21 protein-coding genes and 3 pseudogenes are annotated in these 23,960 nt (G+C 37.8%); 11 read left to right on the top strand and 13 right to left on the bottom strand.

Features of this window, described 5'->3' with window-relative positions; all coding sequences use genetic code 11:
- The first annotated feature begins 21 nt into the window (after positions 1-21).
- Positions 22-728, top strand: a pseudogene (gene rluF, locus ACEWFJ_RS19325) (23S rRNA pseudouridine(2604) synthase RluF).
- Positions 729-945: 217 nt separating this feature from the next.
- A complete protein-coding gene (locus tag ACEWFJ_RS19330; protein ID WP_473689569.1) occupies positions 946-1,665 on the top strand; it encodes a DUF4386 domain-containing protein in 720 nt (239 codons plus the stop codon).
- Positions 1,666-1,672: 7 nt separating this feature from the next.
- Here ACEWFJ_RS19330 and ACEWFJ_RS19335 read toward each other — a convergent pair whose 3' ends face one another.
- From ACEWFJ_RS19335 to ACEWFJ_RS19345, 3 genes are all read right to left on the bottom strand, one after another.
- Positions 1,673-2,257: a Crp/Fnr family transcriptional regulator gene (locus ACEWFJ_RS19335; protein ID WP_473689570.1), complete on the bottom strand. Its 585-nt coding sequence runs from the start codon at positions 2,255-2,257 to the stop codon at positions 1,673-1,675.
- Between the two features lie 120 nt (positions 2,258-2,377).
- Complete coding sequence (locus ACEWFJ_RS19340; RefSeq protein WP_473689571.1) at positions 2,378-3,508, bottom strand: MFS transporter; 1,131 nt, start codon at positions 3,506-3,508, stop codon at positions 2,378-2,380.
- A gap of 142 nt (positions 3,509-3,650) precedes the next feature.
- Complete coding sequence (locus ACEWFJ_RS19345; protein WP_473689572.1) at positions 3,651-4,277, bottom strand: FMN-dependent NADH-azoreductase; 627 nt, start codon at positions 4,275-4,277, stop codon at positions 3,651-3,653.
- Positions 4,278-4,402: 125 nt separating this feature from the next.
- Here ACEWFJ_RS19345 and ACEWFJ_RS19350 point away from each other — a divergent pair, with 125 nt between their 5' ends.
- The 4 genes and pseudogenes from ACEWFJ_RS19350 to ACEWFJ_RS19365 form a co-directional block, all read left to right on the top strand.
- On the top strand, positions 4,403-4,882 hold the full coding sequence (locus tag ACEWFJ_RS19350) for a MarR family winged helix-turn-helix transcriptional regulator (protein ID WP_473689573.1): 480 nt from the start codon (positions 4,403-4,405) through the stop codon (positions 4,880-4,882).
- Positions 4,883-4,998: 116 nt separating this feature from the next.
- On the top strand, positions 4,999-5,937 hold the full coding sequence (locus ACEWFJ_RS19355) for an NADP-dependent oxidoreductase (protein ID WP_473689574.1): 939 nt from the start codon (positions 4,999-5,001) through the stop codon (positions 5,935-5,937).
- Between the two features lie 385 nt (positions 5,938-6,322).
- On the top strand, positions 6,323-6,616 hold the full coding sequence (locus tag ACEWFJ_RS19360; RefSeq protein ID WP_473689575.1) for a cupin domain-containing protein: 294 nt from the start codon (positions 6,323-6,325) through the stop codon (positions 6,614-6,616).
- A gap of 77 nt (positions 6,617-6,693) precedes the next feature.
- Positions 6,694-6,828: pseudogene (locus ACEWFJ_RS19365) on the top strand (DinB family protein); the annotation flags it as partial.
- Positions 6,829-7,002: 174 nt separating this feature from the next.
- On the opposite strand, the gene ACEWFJ_RS19370 reads toward ACEWFJ_RS19365, so the two are convergent.
- A complete protein-coding gene (locus ACEWFJ_RS19370) occupies positions 7,003-7,545 on the bottom strand; it encodes a GNAT family N-acetyltransferase (RefSeq protein WP_473689576.1) in 543 nt (180 codons plus the stop codon).
- A gap of 583 nt (positions 7,546-8,128) precedes the next feature.
- Here ACEWFJ_RS19370 and ACEWFJ_RS19375 point away from each other — a divergent pair.
- Positions 8,129-9,781 carry an FAD-dependent oxidoreductase gene (locus ACEWFJ_RS19375; RefSeq protein ID WP_473689577.1) on the top strand — a complete coding sequence of 551 codons (1,653 nt, stop codon included), beginning with the start codon at positions 8,129-8,131 and terminating at the stop codon, positions 9,779-9,781.
- 105 nt (positions 9,782-9,886) lie between these two features.
- Here ACEWFJ_RS19375 and ACEWFJ_RS19380 read toward each other — a convergent pair whose 3' ends face one another.
- Positions 9,887-10,972 carry a hypothetical protein gene (locus tag ACEWFJ_RS19380; protein ID WP_473689578.1) on the bottom strand — a complete coding sequence of 362 codons (1,086 nt, stop codon included), beginning with the start codon at positions 10,970-10,972 and terminating at the stop codon, positions 9,887-9,889.
- 293 nt (positions 10,973-11,265) lie between these two features.
- On the opposite strand from ACEWFJ_RS19380, the gene ACEWFJ_RS19385 reads away from it, so the two are divergent.
- A complete protein-coding gene (locus tag ACEWFJ_RS19385) occupies positions 11,266-12,831 on the top strand; it encodes an MIR domain-containing protein (protein WP_473689579.1) in 1,566 nt (521 codons plus the stop codon).
- Between the two features lie 468 nt (positions 12,832-13,299).
- Here ACEWFJ_RS19385 and ACEWFJ_RS19390 read toward each other — a convergent pair whose 3' ends face one another.
- Complete coding sequence (locus tag ACEWFJ_RS19390) at positions 13,300-13,857, bottom strand: cysteine hydrolase family protein (protein WP_473689580.1); 558 nt, start codon at positions 13,855-13,857, stop codon at positions 13,300-13,302.
- A gap of 266 nt (positions 13,858-14,123) precedes the next feature.
- Here ACEWFJ_RS19390 and ACEWFJ_RS19395 point away from each other — a divergent pair, with 266 nt between their 5' ends.
- The 3 genes and pseudogenes from ACEWFJ_RS19395 (at position 14,124) to gntP (ending at position 17,844) form a co-directional block, all read left to right on the top strand.
- Positions 14,124-14,855, top strand: a complete 732-nt coding sequence (locus tag ACEWFJ_RS19395) for a GntR family transcriptional regulator (RefSeq protein WP_473689581.1) — start codon at positions 14,124-14,126, stop codon at positions 14,853-14,855.
- Positions 14,848-16,383, top strand: coding sequence for a gluconokinase (gntK, locus tag ACEWFJ_RS19400; RefSeq protein WP_473689582.1), 1,536 nt, complete (start codon positions 14,848-14,850; stop codon positions 16,381-16,383). The genes ACEWFJ_RS19395 and gntK overlap by 8 nt, the downstream gene beginning before the upstream one ends.
- Positions 16,384-16,498: 115 nt before the next feature.
- Positions 16,499-17,844 (top strand): annotated as a pseudogene (gene gntP / locus ACEWFJ_RS19405) (gluconate permease GntP).
- Between the two features lie 181 nt (positions 17,845-18,025).
- Here gntP and ACEWFJ_RS19410 read toward each other — a convergent pair.
- From ACEWFJ_RS19410 to ACEWFJ_RS19440, 7 genes are all read right to left on the bottom strand, one after another.
- Entirely contained in the window at positions 18,026-19,087 is a 1,062-nt protein-coding gene (locus ACEWFJ_RS19410) for a GH25 family lysozyme (RefSeq protein WP_473689583.1), read from the bottom strand.
- Between the two features lie 149 nt (positions 19,088-19,236).
- Positions 19,237-19,794, bottom strand: a complete 558-nt coding sequence (locus ACEWFJ_RS19415) for an AAA family ATPase (RefSeq protein ID WP_473689584.1) — start codon at positions 19,792-19,794, stop codon at positions 19,237-19,239.
- A 48-nt stretch (positions 19,795-19,842) separates the two neighbouring features.
- Positions 19,843-20,301 (bottom strand): GNAT family N-acetyltransferase, encoded by a 459-nt coding sequence (locus ACEWFJ_RS19420; RefSeq protein ID WP_473689586.1) that lies wholly within the window; start codon positions 20,299-20,301, stop codon positions 19,843-19,845.
- A gap of 246 nt (positions 20,302-20,547) precedes the next feature.
- Positions 20,548-20,883 (bottom strand): YrdB family protein, encoded by a 336-nt coding sequence (locus ACEWFJ_RS19425; RefSeq protein ID WP_473689587.1) that lies wholly within the window; start codon positions 20,881-20,883, stop codon positions 20,548-20,550.
- A 173-nt stretch (positions 20,884-21,056) separates the two neighbouring features.
- Positions 21,057-21,521: a hypothetical protein gene (locus ACEWFJ_RS19430; protein ID WP_473689588.1), complete on the bottom strand. Its 465-nt coding sequence runs from the start codon at positions 21,519-21,521 to the stop codon at positions 21,057-21,059.
- 98 nt (positions 21,522-21,619) lie between these two features.
- Positions 21,620-21,922 carry a hypothetical protein gene (locus ACEWFJ_RS19435; protein ID WP_473689589.1) on the bottom strand — a complete coding sequence of 101 codons (303 nt, stop codon included), beginning with the start codon at positions 21,920-21,922 and terminating at the stop codon, positions 21,620-21,622.
- Between the two features lie 233 nt (positions 21,923-22,155).
- Entirely contained in the window at positions 22,156-23,838 is a 1,683-nt protein-coding gene (locus tag ACEWFJ_RS19440) for a glycerol-3-phosphate dehydrogenase/oxidase (protein ID WP_473689590.1), read from the bottom strand.
- Positions 23,839-23,960 lie beyond the last annotated feature (122 nt).

The following is a 23,960-nucleotide window of genomic DNA, read 5'->3' on the forward strand; positions in this document are numbered from 1 at the left end:
CTACTTAAGGTTGTGTTTAACATGCGTATTAATAAGTACATTAGTGAATCCGGAAAAGCATCTAGACGCGGTGCAGATAAATTAGTCAATGAAGGAAGAGTCACGATAAATGGAAAGGTTGCGAAAATAGGCAGCCAAGTCGAGCCTGGGGATGATGTTCGTGTAAGCGGTAACCCAATACGGATGGCAAGAAATTATGTTTATATTGCCTTAAATAAACCCGTAGGTATTACGAGTACAACAGAAAAAATGTTAAGGGTAATATTGTTGATTTAGTCAATCATCCATTAAGAGTTTTTAATATCGGGCGACTAGATAAAGATTCAGATGGCTTAATACTCCTTACGAACGACGGTGATATAGTCAATGAAATTTTACGTGCTGAAAATAAGCATGAAAAAGAATACATTGTTACAGTAGACAAGCCGATTACTCCTGAATTTTTAAAACGAATGGCTGAAGGTGTAAAAATTTTAGGTACGAAAACGCTGCCTTGTAAGATGGAACAACTTTCTAAATATGTTTTTCAAATCACTTTAACACAAGGTCTAAATCGTCAAATTCGTCGCATGTGTGAAGCGCTTGGATACGATGTTTATAGACTACAGCGAACTCGAATTATGAATATTCATTTAGGTAATCTACCCGTTGGACAATGGAGAGACTTATCTAAAAAAGAGCGCAATCGATTATTCCAAGACTTGAACTATGAGCCAAAGGAATGGTAAAAAAGATGGACCAAAACAGTAAGAAACTGTTTTGGTCCATCTTTTTTTACTGTACACGTTTTGCGTGGCCCTCGTTTTCCTATCTATTTTCCAAATCGTTTGCGATATCCGTATTTTCTACATAGTTCCTCTACTGCCACTCTTGATTTAAGTCAATGACCAGTCATAATCTTCCCATTAAAATGAAATTCAATAATATAATATAGGGGGTTATCTTATGGCTATCACAGTAAAAGAACGATCGGATCAGCGAAAATCCGCTCTGACTGCTGGCACATCACTTATCATCATGACACTTGCTGCATTTTTTTCCTATGGCTTTGTCCATGCAAGCCTTGTTGTACAGGGCGATGCCGGCGCCACATTTCACAACATCATGTCATCAAATATCCTTTCCAAGGCCGAAATCTTTGGTTGGGTCATCATCCTAATAAGTGACATTGTGGTCGCCTGGGCTTTCTATATCTTCCTGAAGCCCATTCATAAAAACCTTTCATTGCTCGGTGCGTGGCTCCGTCTTACCTATGCGGCTATATTGGGAATTGCCATACTGAATTTAATATTTGCGTTGCTGCTCACGAAACATACAGACTATTTATCATTATTTAAAACCGATCAACTTCAAGCACAGATGATGCTATTTTTAGACGCATTTGAATCTATTTGGTCTATTGGTTTAATCATTTTTGGTGGACATCTCATGGTTGTGGGCTATTTAGCTTTCAAATCAGACAGCGTACCAAAAGTTATTAGCATCTTATTATTGCTTGCTTCAATAGGCTACATTGTCATTCACTTATGCAACACGTTTCTTCCAGAATATGCTGGAGTCATTTCAATACTTACATTTGTATTTACTGTGCCAATGATTGCAGGAGAATTGGGCTTTGGTATATGGTTGCTGCTCAAGGGAGGAAAGATCCATAAAAGTGTATGACAACTTCCTAAACATTATCTTTATGGATCCGTTTCTTAATCCTACTTAATGACTCTGGGGTAATACCAAGATAACTTGCTAACTGATGTTGGGGTACACGGTCGACTAAATGAGGTCGTTTCTGTAATAGTGCTTTGTAGCGTTCTTCAGGTGTAGATGCAATAAATGAAGCCATTTCATCTTGCATGTCACCAAGTTTTTCCTCAATCATCTTGCGTGTCATTGTTTCCAATTGTGTATATTTGTTATACATGTCCTTTTCGGTATCAAGGTCACCAACGACCAATATACAGTCTTCTACACAAGTTAAAGAATACGCCGATGCCTTGTCTTGTTTATGATAATTGAAATTCGCAATTGCTTGTTCTTCTATGTAGAAATTAGATGTAACCTCTTTTCCCGTTTCATCTATAGAATACTGCCTAACACATCCCTTTAATACGAAATAACATTTAGTAGGAACATCTCCTTGTCTAAGGAGCGTTGTTCCTTTTTTATATTCTTCAATAAGTATATCTTTAACGATTGCTTGTTGCTCTTCTTCGTTAAGCGTTGTAAATTTAGTCAAATACTTCATTAATATTTTTTTCATTTTGCTTTTTATTCAACTCCTTTGATTGAAACTCATCTTGAATAGAAACGTTTATAAAAAACGCCATCCTTTTCATACATTTCTATAAAAAGAATAGCGCTTTTTTCGTAAATTAAAAAGTTATTTTAATGTCTTTTTTACAAACAAAATAAAGATTACCAGACTAATAAACCCAGATACAGCGCAAACAATGAATAGCATTTGATATCCCATGAGCTGTGAAACAAATCCTAGAATCATAGAGCCTAAACCAATCCCTAAATCAAAAGCAGTAAAGAATGTAGCGTTCGCTACCCCTCTTTTCTCTGGTGGAGCTAATCGTATCGTTGCTACTTGAAGAGCCGGTTGTGCTGATCCGAATCCAATTCCGTACAAAATAGCGGTAATAACTAGTCCAACAATCCCTTTTGTCATTGTTAGAACTAATAGTGCGATAATCAGTATAAAAAGCGCAGGAACAATAATGACTCCTTCTCCATGTTTATCGGATATCTTTCCTGCAAGTGGTCTAATTACTGTAAGTGTAACAGCATAAACTAAGAAAAAAGCACCAGCATTAACTTGAATTTTTGCTGCAAACAGTGGTAAAAATGTTGTAATACCACCAAAAGTAATAGTTAGGAAAAATGTAACAATAGCTATTGGTAAGACTGTTTTTTCAAAAAATGATATTGGTTTTTTTGATGTATGTTGAATCGCTGGTATTTTTGTACCAAGTGCAAGTATGAATGCAATAAGTGCTAATACTGTGCATAAAAGAAATAGATAGTGAAATGAAAATGATTTTGCTACCCAAAGACCTAATATTGGTCCTAAAGCCATGCCTAAAGTCATTGCAAGTCCATACCATCCCATTCCTTCTCCACGACGAGATGGTGGAATCACATCAGTCACAGCTGTTCCTATCGAAGTTGTAGCAACTGCCCAGCCGATTCCATGGAGAATACGTAATACCACTAAAAATATAACTCCTGTTACCCAATCGTAAAAATACATTGTAATTGCAAAAAATAGTAGTCCGCTTATTATAAATGCTCGTCGACCATATCGATCCATTAATCCTCCAACAATAGGACGAAAAATTACTGCCGATATTGTAAACACTCCAATAATAAATCCAACTTGAGACTCACTTCCACCTAATTGTTTAATAAACATAGGCAGTGTTGGCATTAATAAATAAAAACCACTAAATAGTAATAATGCTGTAAGTGTCAGCATTATATAGTTCTTTGTCCATAAACGTTCCATTATAATGTAATCCTGCTTTCTATCGTTTAATAAATTGAGAATGTTCTTACCGCCCAAAAGTAGCGAGATAAGCGAATAAAAAAACAGTACCACCGCTATAAAGTGTTGGTACTGCCATATTAAGTGACAAGTGTTTTGTTAATTAGAACGTACTTGCTACTTTAACAGCTTTTTCAAGCCCTGCAGCAATAATTTCTTCTGCTCTATCTGGGAATTTGTTGTGACCTTCAATTACTACTTTCTCCATATCTTTTGCACCAAAGAAGCTCATCATACTTGCTACATATTTAACAGCCATTTCCATTTCAGCTGCTGGTCCTTCAGAATATACACCGCCACTTGCGTTTAATAATGCAATTTTCTTATCTCCAATAAGACCTACTGGGCCTTCTGGCGTATATTTAAATGTTTTGCCCGCGCGGTTTAAGTAATCAATATATGTGTGTAGTACAGCTGGGATTGTTAAGTTCCATAACGGGAAACCGAATACAACTTTATCAGCTGCAAGGAATTGATCTAAATATTTATCAGCAACAGCTACTGCTTCTGCTTCCTTTTCTGTTAAATCAAGTCCTCTACTAGCCTTAAATGTGCCGTTAATCATATCTACTCCTACATACGGCAATTCTTCATTATATAAATCAAGCTCTACCACTGTATCATTTGGATGTGATTCTTTATAGCTCGCTAAAAAAGCCTCATATAATTTCACACTAACCGCCTGATCTGCTGGACGATTGTTTGCTTTTACAAATAAAACTGTTGTCATTTTCTGTTCCCCCTATTTCCTTCAAAACGTAAGAATATAGTCAATTTGATTGACTATATTCCGTATAGTACAATAAGATGTAATTATAGTCAACTTAATTGACCTTGTTTAAGGAGGTTTTATACATGAATCATCAAGATCAAGTATTTAGTAAATTGGATCTTACATCACTTTTGTCATTATCTTATAGTACATTGATTTATGAACTACATGACAGATTAAGTGAGTTGGGATTTGGAGATATTAGACCTGCACATGGTTTTATGTTTAAACATATCATTCCTAATGGAGCAACAGGTATAGAACTAGCTGAACATTTAGGAATTACAAAGCAAGCTGTGAGTAAAATGGTGGATTATCTTGAGAAAAGTGGTTATGTAATACGCAAAGCTCATCCCACTGATAAAAGAGGGAAAATAATTGTTCTGACCGAACGTGGTTGGCTAGTAATGAAAACAAAAGATGAGATAATAGCTGAGATAGAACAGCGCTGGATTGAAAACATAGGTGCTGAACGAATGCAAATGCTCAAAGAAGATCTAACAAATTTAATTTATGAAGCAAATGAAGGTAAATTAGCATCGAGGTTAAGACCTGTTTGGTAAATATAGAGTTTAAAAAGAGGACTAATCGTGCACCTATGAACTTAAGAAACAGATAATTTCCTTAAACGATAAGGTAAAAAATATAAATGTAACTAAGAAAGGAGATCATTTCGATCATGTCAACTCAAGATATCAACGTCCTCCGTGTTCACCAATACGGGGGGCCAGAACAACTTAAACTAGAGCAAGTAGAATGTCCAAAACCATCAGCCGGAGAGGTACTGATTCGAGTTCACGCAGTAGGTGTACTTCCTGTTGATTGGAGAATTCGTTCTGGCATGGTGAAAGACTTCTTCTCCGTTGATTTCCCTTATATTCCTGGTTCATCTATAGCTGGTGTCATTGAAGAAATTGGCCCCGATGTTACAGGATTCAAAAAAGGACAAGCAGTATTTGGACGGAGTACAAAAGGAGCATACGCTGAGTATATTACAACTTCAGTAGAAAGACTTGTTCTTAAACCCGAAGAGCTCTCTTTTGATGAGGCAGTTACTATTCATGGTGGTGCGGGAACTGCTTGGGCGGTTCTCTTCGATAATGCTAAGTTACAAGAAGGACAACGAGTATTGATTCATGGTGCGGCTGGAGGTGTTGGATTGTTTGCTACCCAATTGGCCAAATGGAAAGGGGCGCATGTAATAGGAACCGCTTCAACAACTAATGTTGATTTTGTTCGTTCTTTAGGGGCAGATATGGTGATTGATTATACCACTACACCATTTGAGGAAGTGGTTCAAGACGTAGATTTGGTAATTGACTCAATCGGAGGAGATACGTTAGAACGCTCTTGGTCAGTACTAAAACGAGGCGGAACGCTTTTATCTTTAGTTGCTCATCCTTCACAGCAAAAAGCACAAGAGCTAGGTGTGCGTGCCGAACATAATACAGCGCTACCAAACCGTGAAGCCTTGCAAACCATTGCCCAGTTGATGGCTGATGGAAAAATTAAAACGTTTATATCAAAAACGTTTGCTCTTGATGAAGCTCCAAAAGCCCACGAATTCAGTCAGCGTGGACATGGTCGTGGACGAATTGTACTTCATATTGTTGATTAATGTTGAGTTAGAATATTTTAAAGCCGATCCTTCATCAGTGTGTAGGAAATCGGCTTTTTCTGTATAAAAAATTGTTTAAACGAAATCATGTTCATTAAATGAATGGCTGAGCATAAATATTTTAATTGTTACACCTTATATACTACGTTTATAAATGAATACTGAGTAAGGGAGATGGTGAAATGTCTGTTGATAAACAAAACAAAGTAAAGATAATGCACCGTAACACCCATGAAAATAACACATACCTTTTTTAAATAGTCTCGCTTCCATTCTTGTAAGTGGTGAAGATACTAATGGAGAATTTTGTGTAATTCATACTTCTAGTAAGAAAAGTGATGGTCCTCCGTTACATGTTCATGAAAAAGAAGATGAAACATTTTTCGTGTTAGAAGGAGAAATCACATTTTTCGTGGGCGATGAGATTATCTCAGCAAAAGCCGGCGATTATGTATTTGCCCCACGTGGTATTCCTCATACACTTAAAGTTAGTTCAGATACAGCTAAATGCCTGGTTACTGCATACCCTTCAGGTTTTGATAGTTTTATAAAAGACTTAGGTGTACCTTATCGAGATGGAATGAAAATACCTGAAGGTCCTCCTCCTCTAGAAGTATTACAAAAGCTTATTAAGACTTCAGAAAAGTATAATATTTCTTATCCAAACTTAACTTTTTAAAAGATCGTGGCACATCCGAATGTAATCGTGTCCACTATCCTACGCTCAATTAATCTCACTTTACACATTTCGCACTTCTTTCACTATTTTTAATCCAACATCAAATACATCATCGAGGACAAATGATAAAAGCGGATTTAATGGTTCCTGGTATTTATAGTCCATCGAAAGATGAATGGGCTAACATAGGTATGGAAGCTTCTAAAATGTAATAATATTCTGAAGGGAAAGAGTGTATTTTGTTTCAAAATACACTCTTTCTGTTTCTTCTTTTATTAATGTTTATAGAGTTAATTTAATCAACCTTTATTTTAAAGCTACAGTCATACAACTATCCAAATTTTTGTCGTCCGACATCAAAATGTTAGCTTGATAGTGATGTGGCGCTACCCCTTGTAATAATCAGACTTTGTCAAACCATAAACAACAGTATCTTCATAAACTCCCCAGTACAAACAGCTCTGTTTAAATGTCCCTTCATGTTTCAATCCTAATTTTTGCATGACTTTAAAAGAGGCAGGATTTTTAGTGAAGGCATCAGCATAAATACGATTTAGACTTAATTCTTCAAATGCGTACTTAACGATGACTTTCCCCGCTTCTGTACAGTACCCTTTACCCCAATATGATTTACCTACCCAATAGCCCAGTTCTCCTTTGTTGTGTTTTTTATTAATAAAAAGATATATACAACCTATAAGCATATTTTGCTCATTAACCATTGCAAAGTGAAAACTGTCCCCTTTATCCATAGCTTTATAAGTAGATGTAACCCACTCTTCTGCCCAGCCATCGGAATATGGATGAGGAATAATTGTAGTAGTTTTTGCCACCTCTTTATCTCCTGCTAATTCTTGAACTTTCGGAGCATCATCTAATTGAAATGGGCGTATTGTTAATCTCTTAGATAAGAACATCGGATATTGCATTTCTTTTTCTCCTTTCTAACCCCATGAATAAGTTACTGAAATTTATAATAAATATTTTTTTTATTGAAACGCCAATAGATCTTGTGCACGATATTCGCTTCTTCGTTGAACAAATCCTACCTCTCTAGCTAAATGATCTAAAGCATGTGGTGACATATATCGATGTAATTCTTGAGAAAACAATTCTAATTCAACAAAAACCGATAAGGTTCAACTAACCATCAGTGAACCCCCTCCTTACTGATGGAAAGCTCTCACCACTAACTCAGCCCTTCCTTTGCAGGCATCAATAAAATTTTCTATAATCCTCTTCTCCCTCTGTCGAAAATACTGGAAAGATATATTTTTATATTTGAAGAAGGATTAGATGTAACAAACTCACCCTAAACCAAAGGAGAACAAAATGAGAAAAGTAATTGTATCGATGTACCTCTCACTCGATGCCATATAACTACCGAAGATTATATGAATAAAAAATTTCCCAAGCATAAATACGGATCCTATAACGTATGTTTTCAAAGAAATTTTAGCAAGAAAAATTAACAGAGTTATAACAACAAAAAACATAGAAAGGAACATTCATATGATACAAGAAACGAGAACTCCTGTCCTAATAGTAGGTGGAGGACTAGTCGGTTTGTCCATGGCCCTCTTTTTAAGTCATCATCAAGTTCCCTACCTCTTAATTGAACGTCACCGAGGAACATCTATCCATCCCCGTGCTCGTGGTTTAAGTGTTCGTGCTATGGAGTTGATGCGACAAGTCGGAATTGAAGAGGAAATCAGGAAAGCGGGAAGGACAATGGCTAATAACCTTGGTTTTCTTGACGCCAAGACTTTAGCACAAGCTGATTTTGCACAAGGTCTTGATGGAGGGAAAGCACAACAAGTATATAAGATAATAACACAAGAAAATCTAGATCAACTTAGTCCAACGAATACATGTAAGTGTACTCAGGATAAAATTGAACCAGCTATATTAGCAGTTGCACATAAACAGGGTGGAACGTTTCGTTTTCACACTGAGCTTCTTTCTTTTGAACAAGATGAGGTTGGAGTAACAGCCACAGTTATGGATCGAACTACAGGAAGAAAAAGTATAATTTACTCTCAATATCTAATTGCTACTGATGGTGCAAAGAGCCCAATCCGACAAACATTAGATATTCCTATGTCTGGACGAGGTTCAATGGGACATCAGATCAATATGCTATTTGAGGCTGACTTAAGAAATCTGCTACACAACCATCGCTTTAACATTTGTAACATTCAAAATGAATATACAGCCGGCTCCATTCTAACAGTAGATAATAAAAATCGCTTTACTTATCATATTTCTTATTATCCAGAAAAAGGAGAAACAGTGGAAGAATTTACTCCTGACCGTTGTTTACAGCTCATTCGTCATGCCATTGGTTTACCTCAAGTTGATGTTAAATTATTGAGTGTATTACCTTGGGAAGCAGCTGTTCGTGTTGCAGATCAATTTCAGAAAGGAAGAATCTTTTTGGTGGGTGATGCAGCTCATCACATGCCGCCTACTGGCGGATATGGTGGAAGTACGGGTATTCAAGACGCACATAATCTAGCTTGGAAGTTAGCAATGGTCTTACAGGGGCATAGTAATCCCGCTCTTTTAGAAAGTTATGATGCTGAGCGTCAGCCTATTGCTCATTTCACTGCTACACAAGCCGGCTTGATTGCTGACACAGGTGTGATAGCAGGTATTCTTAAATCTGATTATCAGAAAGATAACACACCTAAACTTGCTAATAGTACCATGATTAGCTTGGCCTATCATTATAATTCACCCGCTATTATCCAAGAAGAGACACAAAAAGTACCAATTGAGCATCTGGCTCTCGATGGACGTCCTGGAACACGGGCTCCCCACTTTTGGATGGACCCAGAGAGTAAACAAAATTCAATTTTAGATATATTCGGAAGACGATTTGTACTGTTAACAAGTAGCAAAGGAAATCCTTGGCGTATTGGAATCCAACAGGTAAGTAAAAATTTAGGAGTTCCCATTGATAGCTATACTATCGACTCTACAAATGGTTTAAAAGATCCACTTGAAACATTTGTAAATTTATATGAAATTACAGAATTTGGAGCGGTACTTGTACGACCTGATGGTTTTATTGGCTGGCGTTCACCTAGTATGCAAGAAAATACTGAACAAGTATTGGAGAAAGTTCTAAAACAACTTCTATACCACTTAGAAAACGTGTAATCATCGGTATTTGCTGTTATTGAAGGTTTTGATCATTAAATGAATAATACAAAAAGATCCACAGTCGTTAAAAAGAAAACTGTGGATCTTTTTATATAAAACAAGCTACTGTCGAACTTTCCCAAAATACATTAGATCCCATATCGCCTCTTCGTTCAGTGTTTCCACCACTTCATCACCTTCAAATCGCTCTAGCTGAACATCACCAGCGAACCTCAGATAAGCCCCATCAAAGCCGGACTGTATAGCTTCTTCTTTTATTTTACCTGTTAATTCATCTATGAATTTGTGGACCACAAGATTTTTCTCTCGTTCAAATGTAATGGTGTAACGGTGTATATCATCTTTGTAGTCGTACACAGTTTTGTTTGCTACTGGTTTTCCAGTAAAAGAGTCTACATACTTATTACATGCCGTGAAACGAACGTTTCTTTCGTTATCAACGATAATCTCATTCTCTTTAGCCAGCATGAAAATAGGGAATGTTTCGTATCCGTACTTTTGTTCAGCCGTAATAAATGAAGCGATCACTGTATAATCCCCAATTTGTGCACGCGCCCAATACCAGTTATTCATAAGCTCCATCATGGGAGTATTCCCCCAGTTATGATCGTGGTATCCAGTACCAATATAATGCTGAATATTATTATCTATTTTTATGTCTGCTTCTACGATTCCATAAGGAACAGATGGTAACCAGGCAAAATACTTCTCTTCACCGTTTCCATAGAACCAATGACCAGTTTCTGGTCTCCAAGAGGGAACCGCACCTTTAATCGTGATATCAGCCAAGACATCATCAATTTCGATATGGATTTGATAGGTATTTAAATCGCCTTTGAAGATGTTTGGTCCAATACGGACTTCACATTGATCTTTAGAGGCGAAAAAGTCTTGCTCTGAAGTCTGATAGATTTTTTTGATAGTACGTCCATCAGAAAGATCAAGATTGAAAGTAACAAAAGGAGTAAGTGGTTTGTTACTTTCAATATATGGTTTTGTAAAGAATACAATCACCAGTTTTGAACCATCATTCAAGTGAGCGTCGAAGTACCACCATTCATAAGTCCCTTCACTTCCATCCGTACGTATACCGTCTTCCCATTTTTCTATTTGTCCTTTTTTAAGACCTAATTTATTGTAATGTTCTGGTGTTGATCCTAATACAGCGTTCATTGTTTTCATACTCATCGTTATTCCCTCCCAAAAAATGATATGACTCACATACCATAATTTAATCCATACTTTCATTTTTAGAAGAAAATTTTATTTGATTATAAATTCTAAGCACTACACTACATGTAAATATAACTTGGGTTCTTCCACAATCGCGCCCTTTAATGGAATAACGAAAATTTTAAAGGATTTTTCACCTGTTGTCGCTCCATGGAAAATTGAAGTGATTGAGACACTTTCTGTTGAATAGATTAAGAGGTAACCATTGGAAATGGTAACAAAACCTTCCAGATCGGAGTGATTAAAGGATGGCAAACCAGCTTCAACCAGGGCAGGAGCTCCTAGCAAACCAACAGATCACCGCGAACAACGGTCGAGCATTTCTGATCATGCAGGGCGATGGAAACTTCGTACTTTACGAAGTACATAAGGGCCAACACATCCCTGTCTGGGCGTCGGGCACCGACGGTAGTGGTGCCGAGAAAGCAGTCATGCTGGATAATGGCAACCTTGTCGTCTACAAGGCGAATGGCCAGGAGGTCTGGCAATCTGGCACCGTGGGGAACGCCGGAGCATACCTCATTCTTCAAGACGATGGGAACGCGGTGATTTACACTAACCAGGGAAACCCGCTCTGGGACTCGGGAACGTGGCGCCATAGTCGAAAGCTTGCTTTCGATCCGGCGGTTCACGGCTTTTTGTTTAGAAACAATTTCATCAATGCTGTGGCTAACATTCCGGGCTATGGGCAGGTGACAACACAGGGACGCTGCGGCGGAATGGCTTTTGCCGCACTCGACTACTTCCTCAAGGGCACTCCGGTTCCAAAATACACCGGGAACCTGTTCAACGCAGAGGTTCCCCCGGATGGACACTGGCTTGCGGATTACATTTACAGTCGACTTGTGGACAGCTTCGTTGTGCCTTCCTCCATCAAGTATATTAATTGGACCTTGGCGTCAGATCATTCTACCGTCTTTGGAGGAAAGGGAGTCACCCGCTGGACGAAGGAGGAAGAATTTCCAAAGCTACGATCGCGCATCGACGCCGGCCAACCGGTCGTCCTCGGGCTGGTAGATGCAACAAGCCTAGGGGAGATCGGGTCGAAGAATCACCAGGTTCTAGCCTATGGGTATGAGTGGCACTCGAAGGCTGACATTATGAAAGTGTTCATATACGATAACAACACGATAGGTCAGGAGGTAGTTTTGTCCTCCGAACCGGGCAATCCCCACTTTGACGCCACGAACACCGACCCCTGGAGAGGCTTTTTCGTAGTAGACTACCAGCAGAAGACCCCGCCCGTGTTCACGACCACTCCGCCGGCGGCCGGTGCTGTGGTCCGATACGGTCAGACCATTAAGGTAAGTCATCTCATGACGGGGCTGACTCTCCATTCGCACCCACTGAACTACGGCCACAGCGGCAGCTCAGGTCAGCAGCAGGTAACCTGCTTCAAAGGGGCTGATGACAATGACCTCTGGAGGATCAAGGGACCCGATGGTACGCAATCGAACCACAGGAACGGTGAAATAGTCCAACATGGCGATGTGATCCGACTCGAGCACGTGCTCACGCAACGCAACCTACACAGCCACTTCGGACACCCTTCCCCTGTCACTCGTCAGCAGGAGGTGACCGGCTTCGGATCCGGAGGTCAGGGAGACAGCAACGATAACTGGCGGATCGAAGTCGATGGTGGGGGTCCGTGGAATGCGCAGAGACGAGTCCGACTTGTCCACCTGAACACCAACCATGCGCTCCACTCCCACCGCGGGTTCAGCGATCCCCGCTGGACAGCCGGCCAACAGGAGGTAACCGGCTTCGGTGACCGTGACGACAATGACTGGTGGTGGCTCCTCGAAATTCGATGAGAGTGGCCTGGTTTTAAGACGTTCGTACTTTGATCGTAAACTTCAACCACAGCCGGTCGATTATTGAGCTCGCGGTGCCCGAGTCACATCGAAAAGCGTTTTTCTGTATTTCGAAGTCTATCGTAACCGGTGAGGATCGCAACCTTCGTTTATGTGCAGCTGCGATTATGGAGTGGGACATTTTATTATTCTGATTGGAAAACTTGATAGTCATTTTGTATTTAGCAATTAAAAATTGTTGCTTATGTCAGTATGTTTTTTAAATGTAAAAAAGCCGAAAATATGCAATAAGTGAATAAAAACTTGCATATTTTCGGCTTTTTAATAATTTTAGATATTGAACAAAATCACCCGTTCGAAGAAACAAACAGCCGGCTATGGCAGCCCGGCTGTTCAAGTAATGCGCCCGATTGCCGAAGATCAATCATGTTTTTCCGAGCTTCTCAAGTTAAATGAGTAAATGACGATTTACCGGTAATTATTATGGATTGGTTGAAACAAGTCTTCTTGAGTAGTCCGAACGACAGAAAAATTGTCAACATTGTAATGACCATGAAGTATTTCATTATGATGACTGATTATCTGTTCGGCAGATAAAGTTGAAGAATCTGTCGTCGAATGACCATCCCCAACTAAAGTAACATCAAAATGATTCACCGTTGCCGTTCTAACCGCTGTGTCAATACAGTGTTCAGTTTTACATCCCATAATAACAAGATGTTCAATCTCATTGTCCTTTAAAAAATCCATTAATGGCGTACCATAAAACGAATTTGTAGCCGCTTTATCAAATATTTTTGCAGTGGTCGGCACTTTTATTTTTGGATGTATTTGAAATCCTGGACCTTTGCCGTCAGCAACATCTTTATCCCTTATAAAGACGATTAAAATTTGTGATTCTAATGCTTTATTAATAACCAAATTAATATTATCTAATAATACGTCTTTATTCAGTACACTCTTATTTTTATCATTTCCATCAACTAATTCTTGTTGAACATCAATAATAAGCAACGCTTGCTTCAATAGAAAAACTCCTTTTCATTATAGTTTTTTACACCTATTCTCCAAACCGTTCTTCATTTTCATGTTATCGCCCCCTTTATCTTCTAAACTTATTTCGTTATAGAACCTTAGCATCCTCTTTTTCAATCTAGTATCATTTAAAAACTTTTTCCTTTTATTACTATCGAAAAGAATCGAAACAAAAAATAAAAGCGCTTGCATAATTAAAAATCCGAGTTATAATACTTGTATACAAGTATACTTGATTAACATGAGAAGGTGACGTTATGACGGAATCAATGGAATTTCTTTATCCTGAAAAATGGCTTTCAAAAGCTTCTACTGGTGATCGTGTTGCAAGCGAACTTAGAATGCGTATTATTGCAGGTAGAATTGAAAGCGGTACCATTCTATCGGAAAATAAATTAGCTGCCGATTTTTCTGTAAGCCGGTCACCCGTTCGTGAAGCATTAAAAGTACTAGCATCTGAAAATATCATTCGCTTAGAAAGAATGGGTGCCGTTGTCATTGGCTTAACCGAAAAAGAAATCGAAGAAATATATGATGTCCGTTTACTCATAGAAACGTTTATCTTTGAACGGCTTGTAAAGATGGACACGAATGAGTTAGTAAAGGAACTGAATAAAATTATGGAAATGATGAAAATCGCCATCAAATATCATGATGCTGATGAGTTTTCTTATCAAGATGTCTTATTCCATGAAACGATTATTCGCACCATTCAGCATTCCCACATCCTGATGATTTGGAATAATTTAAAGCCTGTTATGGAAAGCTTAATCCTTTTATCAATGCGTACCCGTTTCAAGGAAAAGTACGAAGACTTTGAACGGGTTATTAAAAATCATGAGCTTTATATAAAAGCAATCGAATCAAAAGATCGAGCCCTCATGATTAAAGCCTTACATCAAAACTTTGATGATGTTCAAGGGAAGGTTGAAGACCTCTGGATGTCACAACAAATGTTATCTAAAGGAGTAGAGCAAGAACATGAGTAGCTATATGTTAGGTATAGATATCGGTACAACAAGTACCAAAGCAGTATTATTTACTGAAAAAGGCGAGGTCATCCAAACAGAGAATATTGGTTATCCACTTCGCACACCGGATATATCCACAGCGGAACAAGATCCAGAAGAGATTTTCCAAGCTGTTTTGCGGGCGATTTCAAATATAACGAAACATCATTCAGATAAAAAATCATCGTTTATTTCATTTAGCAGCGCCATGCATAGTGTCATTGCCATGGATGAAAATGATCAGCCGCTGACACCTTGTATCACCTGGGCAGATAATCGCAGTGAGGCATGGGCACGTAAAATCAAAGATGAACTGAATGGCCATGAAGTTTATAGACGAACAGGAACACCCATTCACCCTATGTCACCATTAAGTAAAATTACTTGGATTGTGAATGACCATCCTGAAATCGCTGTTAAAACGAAAAAATATATCGGAATAAAAGAATATATCTTTAAAAAATTCTTTGATCAATATGTTGTCGATCATTCCCTCGCTTCATGCATGGGGATGATGAATCTACAAACGCTAGATTGGGATGAAGAAGCTTTAAAAATTGCTGGTGTAACACCTGCTCAATTATCTGAGCTCGTACCAACCACTACGATATATAGCAACTGCAATCCGGATTTAGCCAAAAAGATTGGTATCGATCCACAAACACCATTTGTCATTGGTGCCAGTGATGGAGTGCTTTCTAATCTAGGTGTGAATGCAATTAAAAAAGGCGAGATTGCAGTCACAATTGGGACAAGTGGTGCTATTCGAACCATCATTGACAAGCCGCAAACAGATAAAAAAGGAAGAATATTCTGTTATGCCCTAACGGAAAAACATTGGGTAATTGGTGGACCGGTAAACAATGGCGGAATGGTCCTTCGCTGGATTCGCGATGAACTTGCTTCATCAGAAGTAGAAACTGCAAAAAGACTAGGAATTGATCCATACGATGTATTAACCAAAATTGCTGAACGTGTGCGACCTGGTGCAGACGGATTATTATTCCATCCATACCTCGCAGGTGAACGTGCGCCATTATGGAATCCAGATGTACGTGGCTCATTCTTCGGTTTAACGATGTCACATAAGAAGGAACATATGATTCGTGCAGCCTTAGAAGGCGTTATTTATAATTTATATACTGTATTTTTAGCATTAACTGAATGCATGGACAGTCCTGTGACCCGTATTCAAGCAACAGGAGGCTTCGCAAGGTCTGACGTTTGGCGACAAATGATGTCCGATATTTTCGCATCTGAAGTCGTTGTTCCAAAAAGCTACGAAAGCTCCTGTCTAGGTGCATGTATATTAGGTCTCTATGCTACAGGAAAAATTGATTCTTTTGAAATCGTTTCCGAAATGGTTGGCAGCACCTACAAACACACACCGAAAGAAGAAGCAACAAAAGAATACAGACAATTACTGCCGATATTTATTAACTTATCTAGAGCATTAGAAGAAGATTATACACGAATTGCTAATTATCAAAGAAATTTAATAAAGTAAAACTTTCATCAGTGATCCCCCACTTCCTCGTCTCTCATTGAGATTTGAGGTTGGGGATTACTGCAAAAAAATAGGGGATAAACACAAATACAGCTAATATTAGGGGGAAATTACGATGCCATTAGTCATTGTAGCAATTGGGATTTTAGCATTACTCTTACTGATAATGCGCTTTAAATTAAACACTTTTATTTCATTAATCATTGTATCATTTGGTGTTGCTTTAGCACTTGGAATGCCGCCAGAAAAAATTGTCAAAACGATTGAAGCAGGATTAGGCGGCACACTTGGCCATTTAGCACTCGTTTTTGGACTTGGTGCGATGTTAGGCAAGTTGCTCTCAGATTCTGGGGGCGCACAACGCATTGCCATGACTCTTGTGAACAAATTTGGTAAAAGAACATTCAATGGGCTGTCGTGACTGCCTCATTTATTATCGGTATTGCATTATTTTTTGAAGTAGGATTAGTATTATTAATTCCGATTGTATTTGCCATTTCAAGAGAATTAAAAGTTTCCATCTTGTATCTCGGTATTCCGATGGCAGCAGCTTTATCTGTAACACACGGATTTTTACCACCACACCCAGGACCAACCGCTATTGCTGGTGAATTGCATGCAAACATTGGTGAAGTATTACTTTATGGTTTTATGATAGCGGTTCCAACAGTTATTTTAGCTGGACCTGTATTTACTAAAATTGCGAAAAAGCTAGTACCTGAAGCATTCAACAAAACTGGTAATATAAAATCTCTAGGTGAACAGAAAGTATTTAAACTTGAAGACACACCTAGTTTTGGAATCAGTGTTTTTACCGCTTTACTACCTGTTATTTTAATGGCAATCGCTACGATTATTACTTTGTTGCAAAAAACAATGGGATTTAAAGATAATAGTTTACTAGCAGCGATCCAGTTTATTGGGAATGCGGATACTGCCATGTTGATTTCCTTATTAGTTGCTATCTATACAATGGGATTGGCAAGAAATATTCCAATCAAAAACGTGATGGAATCTTGTACAACAGCGATCTCAAATATTGGAATGATGCTATTAATCATTGGTGGAGGCGGAGCCTTCAAACAAGTATTAATTGATGGCGGTGTTGGTAACTATGTAGCCGAATTATTCAAGGATACTTCATTATCACCAATCTTGCTTGCATGGATTATCGCTGCTATCTTACGTATTTCCTTAGGATCTGCTACGGTTGCTTCATTAACAACTGTCGGTTTAGTGATTCCGATGTTAGGTCACTCTGACGTTAACCTTTCTTTAGTTGTCCTTGCAACAGGAGCTGGTAGTTTAATTGCTTCACACGTGAACGATGCTGGTTTCTGGATGTTCAAAGAATATTTTGGTTTAAGCATGAAAGAAACATTTGCAACATGGACCTTACTTGAGACTATTATTTCCGTATCGGGATTAGGATTTACTTTATTACTAAGCTTATTTGTATAAACCTTGCTAGATATAACAAAACCCTCAATTCAGTGAGGGTTTTGTTATCTATTAAACTAAGAAAAAGTCTAGTCAAGGGCACATTTGTTAGATTAGCCTGATGGGCATGTGTTGTACCCTCTATTCTATTACTAGCGATTTTCACAATCGTAGCGTATACTCTTTTAAGCTTGTCCATTGTTTAACAATTAGAACATATAGAAAGTAATTTATAATCTATATAACTAGGGTCATAGTAAATGAATTGATTTCCCCCTAAATTTAACCATCCATTTTGTTCGTAAAATACTTTATACGACTCATCATGATATAATTTCCGAATCACATTGCCATTCATAGAAGGCTGATCCCTTAAGTTCACATTATCACCTGTGATTGTAGCAATCCCTATATAGTTACAGTAACAAATATAACTAGGGTCGTAATAAATAAATTGATTTCCCCCTAAGTTTAACCATCCATTTTGTTCGTAAAATACTTTATACGACTCATTATGATGTAATTTACGAATCACATTGCCATTCATAGAAGGTTGATCCCTTACATTCACATTATCACCTGTGATTGTAGTAATTCCTATAATGGTGCTACTAGCCCCATTATTATTACTGATACCCAAATCAATAGAGGTGCTACTAGCTCCATTATTACTGATATTCAAATCTATATAGGATATATTATAATCGACATTCCCATTAATCCCTTGTACTTTTCCACTCTCTGTGTATTGCCAGATATCACAATCAATTCCTGCACTTCTTTCATTATAACGCGCAATCCACAATAACGTATTTTGTAAACGCGAAGGATTTAGACTATTTTCAAAGAAATATAGATTGCTATAAACTCCGTTATTTGTATATCCCGCATTTTTTAATTCCGTTAAAAACGCACTCACAGCATCTGTTAATGTATTTGGATCTAAATTCCCATCATTGACTTCTACATCCACAAATACAGGTGCAGTTAATGTTACACTCTTTAAATTTCGAATAAAGAAAGCAGCCTCTTTTTTTGCATCATCAACAGAGATTGCTCGAAAAAAGTGGTAAGCTCCTGTAAGTATGCCAACATTATTAGCACCATTTATATTGTATTGAAAGGTTGGATCTACAAAATTTGTACCTTGCTCAGAACCCTCTGTTACTTTTGCAAACATAAAGTTTACTTGGCTACGATCATTCTTTACTTGATTCCAATCAATTATCCCATTATGGTGACTGACATCAATTCCAAATGACATGATATAACACTCCTAAATCGTTTATTTAATCTTGTTTGGTATTAATTTATATTCTCAATAGGGGGTCGACCGCATGTCCATCAAGCTAAGGTTTTGAAGTACCCTCTAAATGAAAGTTTTCTTTCTCTACAGTTCATTATTTTGAGAAGTCAGCTCATTTTTTCGTTTTGGAGGTATTTACTTTTCTTAAGTTGATGGGCATGTGACATATCTTCTTCTCCGTTATCTTTTAGAACAAAAAGTTTATCGTTATGCTGGCTCAACATATACAAAATTTCAGCTCTATTCTCCCTTTCAAAATCATTCGTCCACTTAAACATCTTCAGAAACATTTTGAAAGTAGGTTTATAGTTCGCCTTTTCAAGTCTTAGTAATTGCAAAATAAATCGTTTTGTTATTCTATATATCCTTTTCGAAAGCGCTACATCTAAAAATATAATCATATCTGCATGTTGAAAACTTTGAGATACCCATTTATGATGAGCGCCTTCAACAATCCAAGCATTTGAACTAAGAATATGATGAAGCTGCTCATCCCTTTCTTCAGGCGTATTTCTTATATCTCCATTTTCAGACCTTCTCCACACAACGTTATCTAGCTCGTAATATGGAATCTGTAACTCCGAAGATAACGTTCTTGCTAAAGTTGTTTTCCCGCTTCCAACAGAACCTATGATATGAATTTTATTAGGAAGTTTCCGTTCCAATGCGACCACCGCTTTATGAATTTCTATATATACATTTTCTTTGCCTATCTACATCTTTTTCCCCATTCTCCAACAACGTTGATTGTAAGAATTTCGCTCTTCCCCTATTATTTTAAGTCCTTGTTTTTCATAGAATTTGATGGCCCTTACATTGGACTGTGCAACGCGGAGATGATATTCAAATAAATTACGCTTTTTAAACTGATCCTCAGCATATTGAAAAAGTTCATTACTATATCCCTTCCCGCGGCCCTCGGGAATTACATACACAAAACTTACATAGCCAATCTCTCGTCCTTCATAGCTATCGTACCTAAGAACTAATTCCCCAACCGCCTGTTGATCACCTTCCAATAGAACAAATCCTTCAGGAAAATTCACTTGCTTTTGTTTCGCATACTTTATATATTCACTCTCATTAAACTCAAGTTCTTCACCTGTATCTGTAAAAAATCTAATAATAGTCTGTTTATCTTTTTCTACATCAACAAGCCGAAACGTAAGCATTGGCATCATTTCCTTTCACTTCATACTTAATTTCATCGTACAATATCTTTTATTCCGGTAAAATGATCCAAAACTTTATGATACATATAAGAGATACTTATCAATCTAACAACCTCTTATTCAATTATCCTGTCCCATTAATTAAATGGCTCTGCTAAACTTAATTGTTGATTTTCTTATAAAAAAAACGAGAAGTAATGCGTGGCATCAACCTATTACTTGTACTGAACTAGTTGATATTACTCATTATTGTTTCCAAATAATGAGTAATATACGGTTAATTATAAACACCATTCCAAGAATAATGGCTAAGATTGTTTTATCAACAAAATACAAAGCGGATGAGGTAACTCCGAAGATTACTAATTCCAGAAGAAACCTGTACGGTTCTGGCAGTTTCAACGATGCTTTAGGTGCAATGAAAGCCCCCCATAATATCGCCAAAAGTAGTGGTGAGCCAATACCAAAAACAAATTTTGTATACACGCTTTTCCCGACTTGAAAACCCCAATAACCTAGTGATGCAAGGGCACATAACTCTAGAAGAAACCGAATAGCCAAATTTACAGATTTTATGAACATTAAAGAACACTCCTTTGAAAAACATGTCTTTTTGATATATCCCAGTTCTTCGTCAACAACGTTTTCTTTTGATTATAAAGTGAAACTTTATAGATTATGAGTTTTATTTTCTTTCCATTTCAATGTATATCTATCACACAAAAAAACGACCCGCATTGCAGGATCGTTAAAGTCTATTTTTCTTTCAAATGTTGTTGTAATTCGTCTATGACTTTTTGTAAAACAACGTGCTGTTCTCGTGCCATTGCCAATTCTTCCTTTACTAAAGTCAATTCCTCCATCACTGTATTATGAGTCTCACTTATAACCTTTTCTACTTTTTGTAAAGCATCGTACTGTTCTCGTGCCAGCGCTAATTCTTCCTTTACTAAAGCCAATTCCTCCATCACCGCATCATGAGTCTCACTTATGATTTTTTCATCTTTTTCCCCGGCGATTCTTGCCACATATCCTATGACAGGCAAGGCAACGCCTTGAAAGATGGTCTGTATCATGTACTGTACCCATTCTACAAGAGTATTTGGATGCTGAAAGAAAAGCGGCACAACCACAAGCGCAAAAACGATGTAGAAACAGGCCATTGTAGAAAGCCATAAGGCCAGTTTGTCACCAAGCCATGCATTAAAGCGTCTTATCATTTATCACTCCTTATCTAAAATAAAGTTGCTCTTTGGTACATTTGAAGAAAAGAATTTGCGTTCTGTTCCATTTGTTTCGTTATTTAAATGAATTTCCATCAATCTTTTTTACCGTGCTCCAATGACTTAATAAATAGAATGACAGCATTGATGAGAAGATATACAGCTGCAAATCCCCAAATGATTTGCTCAACAGGTGGAAACTTCGTCTTATAAATAAACGGTCGAACGCCCACATAAATAAAAGCATGATATAAGATTAACAAGTTCATCCACTTAAGGAATGATCTCCAATTTTTCACTATGATTCCGGCTATAACAACAAGGATTGCAAAATAAAAGAAGCTTAGTAAAAGTCCTGTTAAAAATCCTGTCGATTCATTAATCATTTCAATTATCAAAAAATATCACATCCTTTCATGCATAATGTACTATCATACTATGCGCAAAAGGGACAAGCTGTTTGTACACGTGTACTTTGCAAAAAAATATCATACGTGATTCGTATATATGTCGATTTCGGCACCATTTTACTAAGAAATAAAAAAACCCGAATTGTGTGCTTTTTAATGTTCACAATTCGGGTTTCAATTAAAAAACGTGTATATTTATTTTACTAATTAGAGATGTTTTTTTACGCCAACGCACATGCCTGCTCTTGCTGATCAACCGGAACAACAGTATCTGTTAATGCTGAGTCTAATTCAGCTGTATATTTCAGCTTCTCTTCTCTGCTCCAGTTTAACGCTACTGCCATGTAATTGATTACAGCATCTTTCCATTTATATACCCAGTGAATGTTAAAGAACACAGCACCCATACGGCGTACAAAGAAATCAACTGGCTTTGTTGTCATTTCGAACTCCATCGCATATACGAGTGGTAAAAGTACGTCAAGCGGCATGTTATGGCGCTCTGCATCTCCTTTATATTCTTTCGCTAATTCAAAGAGAACATCGACGTTTGAACCGTAGAACTTCGCAAATTGTTCTGCCTGCTCTACTGTTAAACCGTATTTCTTTCCTTCCTGTGCTTTTTTCGCAATGAATGTTGGGAAATTCTTAGAACCGCCAACATGACCGCCAGAGATTGGCATATGCTTCGTTGAGCTTACAGGGTATGAACCGTGACCTTCTTTTTGCAGTAAAGATGCGACATAGTCGACAACCATCTCCGCCATTTTGCGGTATCCTGTTAACTTTCCGCCGGCAATTGTAATTAAACCAGATTCAGAAGTCCAAATTTCATCTTTACGAGAAATTTCAGATGCGTTCTTTCCTTCTTCATAAATTAATGGACGAACGCCTGCCCAGCTTGATTCAATATCCTTCTCTGTAATGTTTACAGTTGGGAACATATAGTTAATCGCGTTAATAATGTACGTACGATCTTCTGTTGTCATTTTTGGTACCGCTGCGTCTTTATCATAAAATGTATCTGTTGTACCTACATACGTTTTTCCCCCGCGTGGAATCGCAAATACCATACGTCCATCTGGTGTGTCAAAATAAATTGCTTGCCCTAATGGGAAACGTTTTTGATCAATAACAAGGTGAACACCTTTTGATAATTGCAATACTTTTCCTTTTTTCGAATTATCTTTCTCACGAAGCGTATCTACCCAAGGTCCTGCTGCATTGACAATCTTTTTACCGTACACTTCATATACTTTTCCGTCTAATAAATCGATTACACGTACGCCGCATACTTTTCCATCTTTATATAAGAAGCCGTCTACTTTTGCATAGTTAACTGCTTTCGCGCCATGTTTGATCGCTTCTTTCATAACTTCAATTGTTAAACGCGCGTCATCTGTACGATATTCTACGTAGTAACCGCCGCCTCTTAATCCATCTTGTTTCACAAGCGGCTCTCTCTTCATTGTTTCTTCGCGGCTAAACATTTTTCTGCGCTCATTTTTCTTAACGCCTGCTAAAAAGTCGTATACACGAAGACCGATTGATGTACTAAATGCACCGAACGTACCGCCTTTATGGAACGGAAGCAACATCCACTCTGGTGTTGTTACATGGGGGCCGTTCTCATATACAATCGCACGTTCCTTTCCAACTTCAGCTACCATTTTCACTTCAAACTGTTTTAAATAACGTAAACCGCCATGAACAAGCTTTGTGGAACGACTTGATGTACCTGCTGCAAAGTCTTGCATTTCAAACACAACTGTTGATAACCCGCGTTTTGCTCCGTCTAATGCAATACCAGACCCTGTGATTCCTCCGCCGATAACAATGATATCTAACTCTTGTTTATTTACTTCATTTAAAACATTTTGACGTTGTTTACTTGAGAATTTCATGGTAATTCCTCCTTTTAATTACGAAAAAAAGAGACCACAAACATCACCATAGAACTGCTTCTATAGCGTGTTGTGGTCTCTCCAAATCTCCTACCGAATTATTAACTTATCATCATAATAAC

This window comes from Bacillus sp. EA-CB0995, assembly GCF_055814245.1.

What these genes read in the sequence shown, in the direction of transcription:
- ACEWFJ_RS19370 (WP_473689576.1), bottom strand. Translation starts at nt 7,545, where the DNA reads ATGCAATATCCGATGTTCTTATCTAAGAGATTAACAATACGCCCATTT.
- gntK (WP_473689582.1), top strand. Translation starts at nt 14,848, where the DNA reads ATGAGTAGCTATATGTTAGGTATAGATATCGGTACAACAAGTACCAAA.
- ACEWFJ_RS19330 (WP_473689569.1), top strand. Translation starts at nt 946, where the DNA reads ATGGCTATCACAGTAAAAGAACGATCGGATCAGCGAAAATCCGCTCTG.
- ACEWFJ_RS19430 (WP_473689588.1), bottom strand. Translation starts at nt 21,521, where the DNA reads ATGATAAGACGCTTTAATGCATGGCTTGGTGACAAACTGGCCTTATGG.
- ACEWFJ_RS19425 (WP_473689587.1), bottom strand. Translation starts at nt 20,883, where the DNA reads ATGTTCATAAAATCTGTAAATTTGGCTATTCGGTTTCTTCTAGAGTTA.
- ACEWFJ_RS19375 (WP_473689577.1), top strand. Translation starts at nt 8,129, where the DNA reads ATGATACAAGAAACGAGAACTCCTGTCCTAATAGTAGGTGGAGGACTA.
- ACEWFJ_RS19355 (WP_473689574.1), top strand. Translation starts at nt 4,999, where the DNA reads ATGTCAACTCAAGATATCAACGTCCTCCGTGTTCACCAATACGGGGGG.
- ACEWFJ_RS19345 (WP_473689572.1), bottom strand. Translation starts at nt 4,277, where the DNA reads ATGACAACAGTTTTATTTGTAAAAGCAAACAATCGTCCAGCAGATCAG.
- ACEWFJ_RS19420 (WP_473689586.1), bottom strand. Translation starts at nt 20,301, where the DNA reads ATGCTTACGTTTCGGCTTGTTGATGTAGAAAAAGATAAACAGACTATT.
- ACEWFJ_RS19340 (WP_473689571.1), bottom strand. Translation starts at nt 3,508, where the DNA reads ATGGAACGTTTATGGACAAAGAACTATATAATGCTGACACTTACAGCA.
- ACEWFJ_RS19380 (WP_473689578.1), bottom strand. Translation starts at nt 10,972, where the DNA reads ATGAGTATGAAAACAATGAACGCTGTATTAGGATCAACACCAGAACAT.
- ACEWFJ_RS19350 (WP_473689573.1), top strand. Translation starts at nt 4,403, where the DNA reads ATGAATCATCAAGATCAAGTATTTAGTAAATTGGATCTTACATCACTT.
- ACEWFJ_RS19410 (WP_473689583.1), bottom strand. Translation starts at nt 19,087, where the DNA reads ATGTCATTTGGAATTGATGTCAGTCACCATAATGGGATAATTGATTGG.
- ACEWFJ_RS19440 (WP_473689590.1), bottom strand. Translation starts at nt 23,838, where the DNA reads ATGAAATTCTCAAGTAAACAACGTCAAAATGTTTTAAATGAAGTAAAT.
- ACEWFJ_RS19395 (WP_473689581.1), top strand. Translation starts at nt 14,124, where the DNA reads ATGACGGAATCAATGGAATTTCTTTATCCTGAAAAATGGCTTTCAAAA.
- ACEWFJ_RS19385 (WP_473689579.1), top strand. Translation starts at nt 11,266, where the DNA reads ATGGCAAACCAGCTTCAACCAGGGCAGGAGCTCCTAGCAAACCAACAG.
- ACEWFJ_RS19335 (WP_473689570.1), bottom strand. Translation starts at nt 2,257, where the DNA reads ATGAAAAAAATATTAATGAAGTATTTGACTAAATTTACAACGCTTAAC.